12 protein-coding genes are annotated in these 14,366 nt (G+C 42.8%); 8 read left to right on the plus strand and 4 right to left on the minus strand.

What is annotated here, in order from left to right; translation table 11 throughout:
• Positions 1-230: 230 nt before the first annotated feature.
• Complete coding sequence (serS, locus tag FSB73_RS09985; RefSeq protein ID WP_146781465.1) at positions 231-1,505, plus strand: serine--tRNA ligase; 1,275 nt, start codon at positions 231-233, stop codon at positions 1,503-1,505.
• A 33-nt stretch (positions 1,506-1,538) separates the two neighbouring features.
• On the opposite strand, the gene FSB73_RS09990 is transcribed toward serS, so the two are convergent.
• Complete coding sequence (locus tag FSB73_RS09990; protein ID WP_225974681.1) at positions 1,539-2,930, minus strand: exo-beta-N-acetylmuramidase NamZ family protein; 1,392 nt, start codon at positions 2,928-2,930, stop codon at positions 1,539-1,541.
• A 260-nt stretch (positions 2,931-3,190) separates the two neighbouring features.
• On the opposite strand from FSB73_RS09990, the gene FSB73_RS09995 reads away from it, so the two are divergent.
• The 4 genes from FSB73_RS09995 to typA all read left to right on the plus strand — a co-directional run bounded on the left by FSB73_RS09995 (position 3,191) and on the right by typA (position 8,904).
• Positions 3,191-3,538, plus strand: coding sequence for a hypothetical protein (locus FSB73_RS09995; protein ID WP_146781467.1), 348 nt, complete (start codon positions 3,191-3,193; stop codon positions 3,536-3,538).
• Positions 3,539-3,717: 179 nt separating this feature from the next.
• Positions 3,718-4,983, plus strand: coding sequence for an ABC transporter permease (locus tag FSB73_RS10000; protein WP_146781469.1), 1,266 nt, complete (start codon positions 3,718-3,720; stop codon positions 4,981-4,983).
• A gap of 180 nt (positions 4,984-5,163) precedes the next feature.
• Entirely contained in the window at positions 5,164-6,732 is a 1,569-nt protein-coding gene (gene rny / locus FSB73_RS10005; protein ID WP_146781471.1) for a ribonuclease Y, read from the plus strand.
• Positions 6,733-7,101: 369 nt separating this feature from the next.
• Positions 7,102-8,904 (plus strand): translational GTPase TypA, encoded by a 1,803-nt coding sequence (gene typA, locus FSB73_RS10010; protein ID WP_146781473.1) that lies wholly within the window; start codon positions 7,102-7,104, stop codon positions 8,902-8,904.
• Positions 8,905-9,099: 195 nt separating this feature from the next.
• Here the strand turns inward: typA and FSB73_RS10015 are convergent, their stop codons facing one another.
• Positions 9,100-9,645, minus strand: a complete 546-nt coding sequence (locus FSB73_RS10015) for a DUF4251 domain-containing protein (RefSeq protein WP_146781475.1) — start codon at positions 9,643-9,645, stop codon at positions 9,100-9,102.
• Positions 9,646-9,808: 163 nt separating this feature from the next.
• The gene (locus FSB73_RS10020; protein ID WP_146781477.1) at positions 9,809-10,657 is read right to left on the minus strand and encodes a transketolase; all 849 of its coding nucleotides are present in this window, start codon (positions 10,655-10,657) and stop codon (positions 9,809-9,811) included.
• Positions 10,658-10,984: 327 nt separating this feature from the next.
• Here FSB73_RS10020 and frr point away from each other — a divergent pair, with 327 nt between their 5' ends.
• From frr to FSB73_RS10035, 3 genes are read left to right on the plus strand one after another with little or no spacing between them, the layout of a single operon-like run.
• Positions 10,985-11,548 (plus strand): ribosome recycling factor, encoded by a 564-nt coding sequence (frr, locus tag FSB73_RS10025; protein WP_146781479.1) that lies wholly within the window; start codon positions 10,985-10,987, stop codon positions 11,546-11,548.
• Positions 11,549-11,585: 37 nt separating this feature from the next.
• A complete protein-coding gene (gene pheS / locus FSB73_RS10030) occupies positions 11,586-12,614 on the plus strand; it encodes a phenylalanine--tRNA ligase subunit alpha (protein WP_146781481.1) in 1,029 nt (342 codons plus the stop codon).
• 53 nt (positions 12,615-12,667) lie between these two features.
• A complete protein-coding gene (locus FSB73_RS10035; protein WP_146781484.1) occupies positions 12,668-13,864 on the plus strand; it encodes a phosphoglycerate kinase in 1,197 nt (398 codons plus the stop codon).
• Between the two features lie 105 nt (positions 13,865-13,969).
• Here the strand turns inward: FSB73_RS10035 and FSB73_RS10040 are convergent, their stop codons facing one another.
• On the minus strand, positions 13,970-14,290 hold the full coding sequence (locus FSB73_RS10040) for a hypothetical protein (protein ID WP_146781486.1): 321 nt from the start codon (positions 14,288-14,290) through the stop codon (positions 13,970-13,972).
• Between the last annotated feature and the right edge of the window lie 76 nt (positions 14,291-14,366).

Below are 14,366 nucleotides of genomic sequence, written 5' to 3' on the forward strand. Positions count from 1 at the left end.
AAGGTCTCCATGTGGAGGTAAGAACTTTTGTAGACCCGGGTACTTAAAGAGCCAGTAGTCTGTCTACACACGATCAGCATAAGCATGAAAAGTCTAAAAGGCTAATCGGCTGGCCGCAGGAGCGCCAAGGAGCCTTGTTCAGAACAATTTAGGCCGTACATTTGCTGCACAAATTCAGTTTTTAATTCAACGTTCAATTCAAAGTCATTTATTTTTTGATATAATAGATTATGTTACAGGTAGCATTATTAAGGGAGAACCCAGAGGCGGTTAAAAGAAAATTGGCCGTTAAGCATTTTAATCAGATAGAGCTGGTCGATGAAATTATCCGGCTCGATGATCTAAGAAAAGCCACTCAGGCAAAATTTGATGAAGTTCAATCCAGTATAAATGCAGCCTCAAAGAATATTGGTGCTTTGATGGGACAAGGCAAAAAACAAGAGGCCGAAGCGCTTAAAAAAGAAATTTCTGAGCTAAAGCCCACGCTGGAGCCAATCAAAACGCAATATACCGAGATCGAAAGAGAACTCTACGAAAAACTGGTGTTGCTGCCTAATTTACCCCAGGACGAAGTGCCTGCAGGTAAAAGCGCGGAAGATAATGTCGTGGTACGCCAAAATGGAGATATTCACCCCCCGGCCGGAGGTAATCAACCTCATTGGGATCTGATCCGGGAATATGACCTGGTGGATTTTGAAACAGGTGCAAAGATTACCGGAAGAGGCTTTCCGTTATATACCGGTCAGGGAGCGAAGTTTCAAAGAGCGTTGATTCAATACTTCCTGGATTTTAATACAGCTGCTGGCTACAGAGAGTTTATTCCGCCTTTTATGGTCAATGAAGCCTCTGCATTTGCCACCGGGCAGTTACCCGATAAGGAAGGGCAGATGTACCATGTAACTGAAGATAACTTTTATTTGATTCCTACGGCGGAAGTGCCTGTTACCAATATATACAGAGACACGATCCTGCAACAGGAAAAACTGCCACTGATGCTAACGGCCTATTCTCCTTGTTTTAGACGTGAGGCAGGAAGTTTTGGTAAGGACGTAAGGGGATTGAACCGTGTACATCAATTTGAGAAGGTAGAAATCATTCAGATTACGCACCCTGATAAATCAGGGGAGGCCTTTGAGCAAATGGTGGAACATGTTGAAAAGCTATTGCAATCGCTGGAACTGCCTTACCGCATATTAAGACTTTGTGGTGGAGATATGAGTTTTACCAGTGCCATTACGTATGATTTTGAAGTCTACAGTGCAGCACAAGAGCGCTGGCTGGAAGTCAGCAGTGTCAGTAATTTTGAAACCTATCAGGCCAACCGGTTAAAGTGCCGGTTTAAAAACGATACGGGCAAAACGCAGTTAGTACATACCTTAAATGGTAGTTCACTGGCACTCCCTCGTATTGTGGCCGCACTACTGGAAAATAACCAGACCCCTGAAGGTATTAAGATTCCCAAGGCATTAAAAAGTTATTTTGGTAAGGAACTGATTACAAAATAAGCCTACTATATAGACATTTTATGCGCATTTATCTTAAGGATAAAGCAGGTATTTACTGCGGATCTTTTTGAATGCTTTAAGTCCGGGCTCCCAGGAAGCCCGGATTTTTTTTAGGGATGTGTGACTGATGATTTGCTTTTTTAGGGTGTAATTGCCGGCCAGATAATCAAAATTACCCATCTGTGCACTTTGACTGCGATCAAAGAACCTGGCTTTGTCCGGATAGGCTTCATATAAATCAAGAAGCCACTGCAGGTGGAGTTTGCCGGAAGTTTCTAATTTTTTTGTGTCATAGTTTCTTAGATCCAGGCCATAACAATCCTTGTTTTCATGGAGCGGATGTTCGCTCATGCCCTTTATGCCTTCGGGCTTAAAGGAGAAATCATATTTGCCTTTGAGCAGCGGGGCGCCTAAGACAGTAAAGGGAAAGTAAGTACCCCGGCCCTGGCTGATTATCGTCCCTTCAAATAAGCAAAGCGTGGGATAGAGCAGGATGCTTTGCTGGGTGTTCAGGTTAGGTGAGGGGGCTACCGGCAGGGTGTAATTCATTTGGTGGTCATAACCCGCCAGTTTAATGACTTTTAAATCGCAGTGCAGGCCATCGCCCAGCCAGCCTTCACCATTTATCATCCGGGCAAATTCCCCAATGGTCATACCATAGGCAATCGGTATGGGAAATTGACCAATACCGGATTTGAGCCGCATATCCAAAATAGGCCCATCGATCAGGTAGCCATTAGGATTGGGCCTGTCTAAAACAAGTAAGGGCTTATGGTATTTTGCGCAGGATTGCATAACATTACGTAATACATTAATATAGGTATAGAAACGGCACCCCACATCCTGTATGTCGAAAATAAAGATGTCAACATCTGACATATCAGCCTGGGAAGGGCTTTTTTTCTTGCCATAAAGGGAGATAATCGGAATGCCTGTTTTGGCATCTGTTTCATTGCCTACTACAGCTCCGTTGCTGGCATTACCCCTGAATCCATGTTCGGGTCCAAAAACCTTTACTACTTGAATGCCTAAAGAGAGCAAACTGTCTACTAAAGACTCACTGCCAATAATGGAGGAAGGGTTGGCCAGTATGGCCACACGTTTCCCTTTAAGCAAGGGTAGATATAAATTTGTCTGGTCTGCGCCGGTAAGAATGCTGTCCGCCGGTAACTTTCCATAGGACGTCGATACTGCAGGTCTTGTATTTAGCACCGGAGTGGCCATAGCAGGACGAGGCAGGATAAAAAGTAATAAGGCGGCCAGCGTTAAGCTGGTGGCCAAGGATCTTCTTAGCCAAAGGCTGCAAGGAAAAGTAAAAGTGAAAAACAATGGGAAATACAAAGGAAATGAAAAAGGAAAATGCTGCAGGATTGGAAAGGATGTATGGGAACTAAGGCTAAAAGGAGCGGTACGGTAACGATTCATAAGTTGTGATTAAGCGATGGAAAACTGCGTTTATATGGATATACTGATCTGGTTTGGAAAATAGAATGTTGTCTAAAATTAGGCAATTTAGATTAAATAACCTGCGTAAGCCAGCTGGGCACTTAATCAAAATACCCATTTCTTTCTGGGTGAAAATTTAAGGCATAATCGTTGGTACTGGCTTTTAAGAAACCTAGTCTCCGCTCTTGGAGGACAAAATGGCCACAAATTTACTTCGGTTTTCCCCTAACTTTGCCATTATGAACGCACAAGACGATTTATTACAAAGATGGTGGCAGCTGGAGCAAAAGCTCATGGATAAATTTGGCAAAAAGCCCGATCTAGAATCTATATTATTTTTAATAGGCCTACAGGAAACCGGATTTATACAAGACAATATCTCTAAGGAACAAAAGCAGGACCTGATGCATGTGGCATTATGTACTGTATTGATGCCCAGTGGTTATTATGAGTTAGATCATATGGATGCGGATGGCTGGCCACACTTTAACCAACTAAAAGAGCATCAGGCACAATCCTTAATGGAACAGGAAAGTCTGCTCAAAGACCATGTGTTATTTTATTTTCAAAATGAAGGATTGATTTAGTTTCATAGAAAAGTGCCGGGAAAGGTGCAGGGGAAAACTTTAAAGGTTTTAATGGATAAGCCCAGGCCGCTTTTTTTGCCGGTGGTGTGATTTAGCGCTCTTTATGCCACTCAAATAAGTGTTCGCCCTTTCTTCTAAAAAATGAGGAGATATAGATATTTGGCGCTTATCTTTATCCAATGGTGCTGACGGACTCAATTAAACTAGCCTTCCAGACGGTAAAAAGCAATAAGCTCAGAACCGGTATTACGGTAACTATTATCGCCTTGGGAATCATGGCTTTAATTGGTATTGTCACGGCTACTACTGCTATTAAAGAAAAAATGCGGTCCAGTTTTTCTTCAATGGGCGCCAACGGGTTTACCATCACCTTTAAGGACCGGGGGCGGTTCGGCAACCAGGTGAAGGCAAAGTCCAGCGATGGTAAACTCCATAAAAAGTCCAATTTGGACAAACCCATCAGTTTGCAGGAAGCTGAACTGTTTAAATCCATTTATAAGTTCCCGGCTAAAGTCAGTATTGCTCTTGATGCCCAGGGAAGTGCAGAATTGCATTATCAGAATGTAAAGACCAACCCCAATGTCGCTGTTAGTGGCGGAGATGAGAACTACCTGACTGTCAATGGATTTTCCGTGGCCTTTGGACGCAATCTCAATATTCAGGATGTGCAGTCAGGCCGTAATGTTTGTGTACTTGGCAGTGATGTGGCAAGTAAGCTGTTTTCTGGCAGAGCTCAGGCAGCACTCGATAAAACGATTTTAGTGGGTAGCAGACCCTATAGAGTGATCGGGGTACTCGCTGCCAAAGGATCAGGATCTCGTGGGAGTCAGGACAATTTTATTCTGACCTCCTATAATAACATCAGACGGGCCAGGCTCAGTACCGCTTCGTCTTTTTCCATGGGCATTGCCTCAAATAATGTAGCACTTGTCAATCAGGCGGCCGAACAGGCCGTGGCTGATTTTAGAAGAGTTAGAAAACTACTACCCAACGAAGCAGATAACTTTGTCATCAATAAAAGTGATGAACTGGCAGAAAAGCTGATCGGGTCTTTAGGCTCTATTGAAGGAGGTGCGGTCGCCATTGGTTTTATTACCTTGATTGGTGCTGCTATCGGACTGACCAATATCATGCTGGTCGCCGTCAGTGAGCGAACAAAGGAAATTGGACTTGTAAAAGCCATTGGTGGCAAAAGAAAGGATATCCGGCGCCAATTTCTATTTGAATCGACCATTATCAGCCTTTTAGGCGCCATTATCGGTATCTTTTTAGGAATTATGGTGGGCAATTTGTTTGCAATTGTTATGAGTACAGGCTTTATTGTGCCATGGGGGTGGGTGCTGGCTGGTGTGATTGTATGTTCAGCAGTAGGTCTTTTGGCGGGTCTTTACCCGGCCTTAAAAGCTGCCCGGTTAAACCCCATAGATGCGCTTCGCTATGAGTAAAGGGGCCGACTAACTTTAAATATACCGAATCTTATTTTTTGATTTAGAAGGTACAATGGAAATTTCCTCTTATATTCATGCATATTTTCTAATTTCCTTTCGCTATCTTCGTGGGTTATTAGCCTATGCTAATGTGCATTAGGTTACCATTTATATAACGAAAAACATAATCAAAATAAAATGACGTCGGAATTGATATTTGAGGCTATCGTTGCCATTGTTGGCGTGGTAGTGGGTATTATAGCGGGAAAATTCATTTTTGCCAAGGACAACCGCAGACAATTGGAGGAAGCAGAAGAAAAAGCCAAGGGCATTGTTAAAGAGGCACATCTGCGTTCAGAAACCATTAAAAAAGAAAAACAACTTGAGGCAAAAGAAAAATTTGTTCAACTAAAAGCAGAACACGATAAAGAAATTCTGGAAAGAAATAAAAAGATCGGAGATATTGAAAATAAGATCAAGCAGAAGGAAAACTCAATTAACCAGAAGGAAAATGCATTAGATCGTCAAATCAAAGAAAATAATGTCATCAAGGACAATCTGAATAAACAGATTGAGGTGGTTAACCTGAAAAGAACGGAACTGGAAAAACACCAGGAAGAACATATCCGTCGGCTGGAAAAGATCTCCAATCTTTCCTCAGAGGAAGCTAAAGCGCAACTCATTGAGAATCTGAAAAGTGAGGCCAGAACTCAGGCTTTAGGCTTACAGCAGGATATTATAGAAGAAGCCAAGCAGAAGGCCAATAAAGAAGCCCGTAAAATTATTATTCAGTCCATTCAGCGGACGGCTGCAGAGCAGACTATTGAAAATACCGTCACCGTATTTAATCTGGAAACCGATGAGGTGAAAGGCCAGATTATTGGTCGGGAAGGCCGTAACATCCGGGCCATTGAAGCTGCGACAGGTGTTGACCTGATCGTAGATGATACCCCGGAAGCAGTGATTCTTTCCAGTTTTGATCCCCTGCGTAGAGAGATTGCCCGTCTTTCCTTACAGCGACTGGTATCTGATGGTCGTATCCATCCGGCCAGAATCGAAGAGGTGGTTGAAAAAACGCGCCGGCAGCTGGAAGAGCAAATTATGGAAATCGGTGAGCGGACGATTATCGAACTCGGCATCCACGGTTTACATAAAGAACTGGTCAGAATCGTAGGGAAAATGCGATTCAGGTCTTCCTACGGGCAGAACTTGCTGATGCACAGTAGAGAAACAGCCAATCTTTGTGGTATCATGGCCTCAGAATTAGGCCTGAATCCTAAACTGGCCAAAAGAGCAGGGCTTTTACATGATATTGGTAAAGTACCCGATGAAGAAACCGAATTAAGCCATGCCCTTTATGGAGCAAAGATGGCAGAGAAATATGGAGAGAATCCAGCTGTGGTAAATGCCATTGGCGCTCACCACGATGAAATGGAAATGCTGTATGTGATTTCTCCTATTGTCCAGGCTTGTGATGCCATCAGTGGGGCAAGACCAGGAGCGCGTCGCGAGATCATGCAACAATACATTCAGCGCATCAAGGACTTGGAATCGCTGGCCCAAGGGTATACCGGTGTCGAGAAAGCTTATGCTATTCAGGCGGGTCGCGAACTCCGTGTTATTGTGGAAGCAGATAAGGTAACTGATGATGACTCCAATAAACTCAGTTTTGAGATTGCCCAGAAGATACAGACTGAAATGACCTATCCCGGCCAGATCAAAGTAACCGTTATCCGGGAGAAAAGAGCGGTGAATGTGGCCAGATAGATTAGGAGAATAACCTGGTAATTTGCTGATCGTTAGTGATTAATCGCGGTTTTGCTATTATATTAACCGCTTAACGACCTACAACCATAGCAGGTAAAATATTAAATCAATAATATTTATAACAGCAAACCCAGTTGATTTTTAAACAAAATCAACTGGGTTTGCTGTTTACTGGGTAGTAAGGAAGTGCCTCAAATTGTGAGACTGTCTCATAATTTCGATCCAAAGCGGTTTATTTTTGCCGACCGCCAGCCTTTATGTGACCTATTTAAAGGTTATTTTACCATTAATAAGCACAAAACACCCCCATATAACACTGTTTGCACTATTTATTTAGTACCTTTGCGCCCTTAATATAAAATTATTTTAATGGATATCAGAAACATTGCCATAATTGCGCACGTTGACCACGGTAAAACTACACTGGTAGACAGGATCTTGCACACAACAAAGGTATTTCGTGAGAATCAAGATTCCGGTGAGCTGATCATGGACAATAATGATCTGGAGCGTGAAAGAGGTATTACCATTTTCAGTAAAAATGCTGCAGTTAATTATAAAGGTATTAAAATTAACGTTATCGATACCCCAGGTCACTCGGATTTTGGAGGTGAAGTCGAAAGGGTCCTGAAAATGGCGGACGGCGTTATATTATTGGTGGATGCTTTTGAAGGGCCAATGCCCCAAACCAGATTTGTATTGCAAAAAGCATTACAACTTAATCTAAAACCCATTGTTGTTATCAACAAGGTAGACAAACCGAATTGCCGTCCCGATGAAGTGCATGACGCGGTTTTTGAATTGTTTTTCAACCTGGATGCAACTGAAGAACAACTGGATTTCCCTACTTATTATGGTAGTGGCAAAAACGGTTGGTTCAATGATTCATTGACAGAAATAGAAGGAATTGAACCACTACTGGATGGTATTTTAAAACATGTACCAGAACCGGTAGTTAATGAAGGACCTGTGCAGATGCAGATTACTTCTCTGGACTATTCTTCCTTCCTGGGGCGTATTGCTGTAGGTAAAGTTACCCGTGGTTCTATTAAAGAAGCACAGCAGATTGCTCTGGTACAGGCAGATGGTTCTATTAAAAAATCAAAAGTAAAAGAACTCTATGTTTTCGAGGGTATGGGTAAGCGCCGGACCGAAGAAGTAGTCGCCGGAGATCTTTGTGCTGTCGTTGGATTGGAAGATTTTAATATCGGAGATACCATTTGTGATATAGATGTTCCGGAAGCATTACCGGTTATTGCCGTTGATGAACCTACCATGAGCATGCTGTTCTCTATTAATACGTCCCCGTTCTTTGGAAAAGAAGGTAAATTTGTTACTTCCAGACACTTAAGAGATCGTTTGTTTAAAGAAACAGAGAAAAATCTGGCCCTGAAAGTAGAAGATTCTGATAGTGCGGATAGCTTCCTGGTTTATGGTAGAGGTATCTTGCATCTGGGTGTACTGATCGAGACCATGCGCAGAGAAGGATATGAATTGACCGTAGGACAGCCACAAGTACTGGTTAAAACCATTGATGGTAAAAAGCATGAACCTTATGAAAATCTGGTGGTAGATGTACCTGCAGATTTCTCTGGTAAAGTAATTGACCTGGTTACACAACGTAAAGGGGAAATGCTGATTATGGAAAGCAAAGGTGAAATGCAGCACCTGGAATTTGAGATCCCTTCCAGAGGACTCATCGGGCTTCGTTCACAGATGCTGACCAATACAGCCGGTGAAGCAGTAATGGCGCATCGCTTTATCGATTACAAACCTTGGAAAGGGGTGATTCCTGGCAGAAATAACGGTGTGTTGATTTCTAAAAACCAGGCCACAACCACCGCTTATTCTATTGATAAATTACAGGACAGAGGTTCTTTCTTTGTAGATCCGGGAGAAGATGTTTACATCGGCCAGATCATCGCTGAACACATCAAACCAGGTGACCTGGTGGTGAATGCGACTGAAGGAAAGAAACTAACCAATATGCGCGCCAGTGGTAGTGATGATTCAGTAAGAATCGTTCCTAAGATCCTTATGACACTGGAGGAATGCATGGAATATATCCAGGACGACGAGTGTATTGAGGTAACGCCTAAACACATCCGTCTACGCAAGACGCTTTTAAATGAAGAGGATAGAAGAAAGCAATCCAAAAGCATGAAAGCTTAAGGGATTAGAAAGAATATTTGATGAAGATTCGAGATAGTAAGTAAAAGCGTTCGTTTTAAGAGAAAGAAGAAGAAGAAAGAAAGAGAAAGCATCCTGCAGGTTTAGACCAGCAGGGTGCTTTTTTTGAATTCGGTGGCGGAGCTAAAAATATAGGGGGCACACGGGTTTACAAATTATCTTTTGCGCCCTTTTGTATTAGTTGCCGTTCAGGATATCTGTTTTCTGCGCTTCAATTTTGCCGTAAAAACCCATCTGATCCCGGTGAATACTTTGCACCTGAAGAGTGGTATACCCACTTTGGGAGATATTGAGAATCAGCTTATCTGCGGATTTCTGATTATTAACCTTGATGGTAGCGATATAATAGCCTTTTTTGGATTTTTCATAGCTGTATTTAAAATCGGTACTTTCAAAGTCAATACCTGCTTTTGAAGGATCCATTTCTGCCTGGTATGATCTGCCATAGAAAGGCAAGTGCACTTTTAAGGAGTCTTTGGTCACAGACAGGTAATAGCCAGGGCTTAATTGGCGAAGCTGTTGACCGCTGCCGTTAGGCAGAATATTCAATACACCGACACGCAGGGGATTGGCGCTGGTGGCATTATAAATAAAGTTACCGGATTGTACCAGCGTGCCTATTTTCTCCAACTCTGCCGTTTTATCAATGTTGCTCTTGGTGGTGCTACATGCAGAAAGACTGATAATTGCTATAAAAAGCAAGGTGATCATTGCTGTTTTCATCGGAGTGATTTTAAGATATTAAAGTTAGCTATTATATTGCTAACCAGCAAAGGCAAATCGATCAGCCTGCTAACAGTGACGGTAAAGTGGCAAAAAAGCGGGGCCGATTACATTTTAAAGCAATCGGCCCCGCGTTTTGTACAATCAATAATAATAAAGCCTATTAATAATCTCCAATGGAGGTTTCTGGTAATTGTCTGAGTGCGCTGGCCAGCTGCTCATCATTGGGGGCAATTCCATGCCATTCATGATGTCCTTCCATAAAGTCAACACCTTTACCCATGACAGTTTTCATAAGAATGACAACCGGACTGCCTGGTTTAGCTAATTCTTTCGCTTCTTTTAAGGTTTTGGCAATGGCTGCGATATCGTTGCCTGCTTCCAAAACAATTACCTGCCATTTAAATGCCTTGAATTTAGCGGGTAAATCACCCAGATCCATGACTTCTTTGGTTGGCCCATCAATCTGCTGACCATTCCAGTCTACGGTCAGAATGAGTCTTTCTACGTCCAGATTAGGCACAGCCATGATGGCTTCCCAGTTTTGACCTTCTTCTAATTCTCCGTCTCCGCATAATGCGTATACATAATTATCATCCCCATTTTGTTTTTTGGCCAGTGCTGCTCCAAGTGCAACGCTGATGCCTTGTCCCAGAGAACCGCTGGCAATGCGGATGCCTGGCAGGTGTTCATGGGTAGTTGGATGACCCTGTAAACGGGAATTGATCTGACGGAAAGTGGCCAGCTCTTTTGGATCAAAGTATCCGGCTCTGGCTAGTGTCGCATAGAAAACAGGAGAAATGTGACCATTAGACAAGAAGAAGATATCTTCGCTGAGGCCATCCATATCAAAACCTTCTTTGCGATTCATTACATCAAAGTAAAGGGCTGTAAAATAATCGGCACATCCTAAAGATCCTCCAGGGTGTCCGCTCTGACAACCGTGTACCATTCTGACAATATCGCGGCGGATTTGTGTTGCTGTCTGCTCTAATTGTTTAATATCTGCCATGTAGTGTAGTCTTTTTGTTTAATGCTTTTTTTTGTTCAATGATTTTTTCAGCATCGAAGATAAAACATTTTGCTTGAATGTGTCCTTCCCTGTCAGAATGATTTGTGATAGGGAAGGCAAAAAAGTGTCGGTAGGCGACACGTCAGATCCAAGCGGTGGCAAAGGATCATGCAAGCGAACGGTAGTTTTTGTAAAACAAGCGTTTAGCAAGTATTTGCAAGGACTTTATAGGAGTCACCCATTGGGTGCTATCCCTAAATATTTGGGAAAAATTCATGGGATAAACGATCTTTTAGGTTAATTTCGCCACACTTAAACTGGAATTTTATGGCAGATACAATAGAATCGATATTAAGTGAAGCAAAGTCCGCAATGAAAAAGCGTATGGCACACCTGGAGGTGGAACTTTCCAGGATTCGTGCCGGAAAGGCCTCTGCTGCCATCCTGGATGGGGTAATGGCAGAATATTATGGCAATCCGACACCTATCTCTCAGGTGGCTAACATTAGTGTTATGGACGCCAGGACTATTACCATTCAGCCCTGGGAAAAAAACATGCTCAGTGTTATTGAAAGAGCCATTATGGCGGCCAATATCGGCCTGACTCCGCAAAATGACGGCGTGCAGATCCGCCTGTTTATGCCACCACTGACCGAAGAACGCAGACGGGAACTCTTTAAAAGAGCTACGGCTGAAGGTGAAAACGGGAAAGTTGGCATCAGAAGCATCCGCAGGGACAGTATTGAACAAATCAAAAAACTACAAAAGGACGGTCTGAGCGAAGACCTGGCTAAAGGTGGAGAAAAAAATGTTCAGGAACTGACAGACAGCTTTATCGCTGAGGTGGATGCGGTGCTCGCTGCGAAAGAAAAAGAAATCATGGAGATCTAAGGAATATACGGGTGTTTCCTTCACCCAATAGTTTATTATGGACGAATTACTCAAACAGATTCAATCTCATACAGCGGCCATTGAGGCCGCTTCCGCTTCCAGTAAAGAAGCGGCAGAAGCCTTCAGAATCCAGTATTTAGGAACCAAGGGGATCGTTAAGTCGCTGATGGGTTCTATGAAGGACATTCAACCCGATCAACGCAAAGCTGCGGGGCAGGCCTTAAATGAATTCAAAAAACTGGCTGAGGCAAAACTGGAGAGTTTCCAGACGGCTACTGCCGATGAGTCGAGTGAAGAACAGAAAATGGACCTTTCCCTGCCTGGAGACTTTATAGGTGTCGGAACCCGCCACCCCTTAAGTATCGTTCGGGGCAGAATCGTCTCTATTTTTAAAAAATTGGGCTTTGCTATTGCTGAAGGTCCTGATATTGAGGATGACTGGCATAATTTCGGGGCAATGAATTTGCCTGAAGATCATCCGGCCAGAGATATGCAGGATACTTTTTATATCTCCCAGAATCCTTCCTGGCTGCTTAGAACACATACCAGTAGTGTCCAGGCAAGGGTCATGGAATCTCAAAAACCACCAATCCGGGTGATTTGCCCGGGCAGGGTCTACCGCAATGAAACCATCAGTGCCAGAGCGCACTGTTTTTTCCATCAGGTAGAAGGATTATATATTGCGGAGAATGTCAGTTTTGCTGATCTCAAGCAAACCCTTTACTTTTTTGTGCAGGAAATGTTTGGCAAGGAAGTAAAAGTACGGTTTAGACCCAGCTATTTTCCTTTTACGGAGCCTAGCGCAGAAATGGATATCAGTTGCCTGATCTGTGAAGGAAAGGGCTGTAATGTATGTAAACATACCGGTTGGGTGGAAATTCTGGGAAGTGGGATGGTACACCCAAATGTACTGGAGAATTTTGGGATAGATTCCGCTAAATATACCGGTTTTGCCTTCGGTATGGGCGTAGAAAGAATTACACAGCTAAAATACAGGGTGAATGATTTAAGGTTGTACTCTCAAAATGATGTACGCTTTTTGCAGCAGTTTACCGGCGCCGTTTAACACGACCTTTTCCAAAGATCCTACTCACCTCACATCAAACAAAAACAAAAAACATGAGCAAGTTTAACGATTACAATTTTAAAGGGCAAAAGGCACTGATCCGTGTCGATTTTAATGTGCCTTTAGATAAACAAACCGGAGAAATTACCGATGATACGCGTATCAGGGCAGCCTTACCTACCGTGAAGAAGATTCTATCGGAGGGCGGCAGTGTTATTTTAATGAGTCATCTGGGCCGTCCTAAAAACGGACCGGAGGATAAATTTTCCTTAAAACATGTCCTTGGCAGGGTCAGCGAATTATTAGGCGTGGATGTACAGTTTGCTGATGATTGTATTGGCGCCGAGGCAATTGAAAAAGCAGCAGCTTTACAGCCGGGCCAAGTCTTACTACTGGAAAATCTGCGTTTCTATCCTGAAGAGGAAAAAGGCGATAAAGCGTTCGCAGAGAAGCTTAGCAAATTAGGGGATGTCTACGTAAATGATGCCTTTGGCACCGCTCATAGAGCGCACGCTTCAACGGCTGTTATTGCCCAGTTCTTTGCCCAGGATAAGAAAATGTTTGGACTGTTGATGCAAGCGGAAGTAGCCAGTGCCGAAAAAGTCCTGCATAACGCTGAATCCCCATTTTGTGCCATTATCGGTGGCGCCAAAGTATCAGATAAAATCCTGATCATTGAAAACTTATTAGAAAGAGCGACTGATATTATAATCGGAGGCGGCATGGCCTATACTTTCTTTAAAGCCAAAGGAGGTAAAATCGGCAATTCGCTTTGCGAGGATGACAGATTGGATACCGCACTGGAACTTATTAAAAAAGCAGATGAGAAAGGTGTTTGTATTCACCTGCCCAGCGATTCTATTATCGCGGATAAGTTTGCGGCAGATGCGGAAGTTTCTGCTGCGCCCAGTACCAATATTCCTGATGGATGGATGGGGTTGGATATTGCAGAAGAAGCAAGGGCCAGTTTTAGTAACGCTATTAAAAAGGCAAAAACCATTCTTTGGAATGGTCCTATGGGCGTTTTTGAAATGGAAAACTTTCAGGGCGGTACAAAGGTGATTGCAGAAGCAGTAGCCGAAGCTACAGCTTCCGGTGCTTTCTCCCTGGTTGGTGGTGGCGACAGCGTTGCTGCAGTAAACAAATTTAATCTCGCTGATAAGATCAGTTATGTATCTACTGGCGGTGGCGCACTACTGGAATATTTTGAAGGTAAAACCCTGCCAGGTATAGCTGCTATCAAAGAATAGACTAGCGAATACACCTAGAAAAAAGTAGAAAGAAGTATAAATACTAATAATGGAGCTGTCCTAATTCCAGGATAGCTCCATTATTGGTTTTATTTTTTTATCCATTTAGTTTTTAAAAAACAGGGCCAGTAATGTAATCATGATGGGAACCAAAATACTCCAGATGGTTTTCATCATCATGGCATTGATTTGCTTGGTCATATTTTCTGATAGTTGGCTTATTTGTTGGCTCATTTCTGTTCTAATTTGACTAAGCTCAGCTCTTAAAAAGTCCTTTGTTACATAATCTTCCATGGTTTCTTTCGTTTTTGCGTGGACCAGAACATCAATGTACTCAATCAATTTTTCAGCTTCTTCTTTGTCTTTTGCATGTGCATAAAACTTAAATAGCGCATTCGTTGCATTGGCGTTTGTCTGTGAAATCATTCTTCTTAATTGTTTAAAATTACAAAAAATATTTTAATGGTCGACATTTGTCGCCCTATTTGTTCAATTGCTAAGT

The sequence above is a fragment of the Arachidicoccus ginsenosidivorans genome (genome assembly GCF_007971385.1).
Taxonomy (GTDB): Bacteria; Bacteroidota; Bacteroidia; order Chitinophagales; family Chitinophagaceae; genus Arachidicoccus; species Arachidicoccus ginsenosidivorans.

Bases quoted from the DNA above. Each gene is read 5' to 3' on its own strand.
- serS (WP_146781465.1), top strand. From the start codon at position 231: ATGTTACAGGTAGCATTATTAAGGGAGAACCCAGAGGCGGTTAAAAGA.
- FSB73_RS09990 (WP_225974681.1), bottom strand. From the start codon at position 2,930: ATGAATCGTTACCGTACCGCTCCTTTTAGCCTTAGTTCCCATACATCC.
- FSB73_RS09995 (WP_146781467.1), top strand. From the start codon at position 3,191: ATGAACGCACAAGACGATTTATTACAAAGATGGTGGCAGCTGGAGCAA.
- FSB73_RS10000 (WP_146781469.1), top strand. From the start codon at position 3,718: ATGGTGCTGACGGACTCAATTAAACTAGCCTTCCAGACGGTAAAAAGC.
- rny (WP_146781471.1), top strand. From the start codon at position 5,164: ATGACGTCGGAATTGATATTTGAGGCTATCGTTGCCATTGTTGGCGTG.
- typA (WP_146781473.1), top strand. From the start codon at position 7,102: ATGGATATCAGAAACATTGCCATAATTGCGCACGTTGACCACGGTAAA.
- FSB73_RS10015 (WP_146781475.1), bottom strand. From the start codon at position 9,645: ATGAAAACAGCAATGATCACCTTGCTTTTTATAGCAATTATCAGTCTT.
- FSB73_RS10020 (WP_146781477.1), bottom strand. From the start codon at position 10,657: ATGGCAGATATTAAACAATTAGAGCAGACAGCAACACAAATCCGCCGC.
- frr (WP_146781479.1), top strand. From the start codon at position 10,985: ATGGCAGATACAATAGAATCGATATTAAGTGAAGCAAAGTCCGCAATG.
- pheS (WP_146781481.1), top strand. From the start codon at position 11,586: ATGGACGAATTACTCAAACAGATTCAATCTCATACAGCGGCCATTGAG.
- FSB73_RS10035 (WP_146781484.1), top strand. From the start codon at position 12,668: ATGAGCAAGTTTAACGATTACAATTTTAAAGGGCAAAAGGCACTGATC.
- FSB73_RS10040 (WP_146781486.1), bottom strand. From the start codon at position 14,290: ATGATTTCACAGACAAACGCCAATGCAACGAATGCGCTATTTAAGTTT.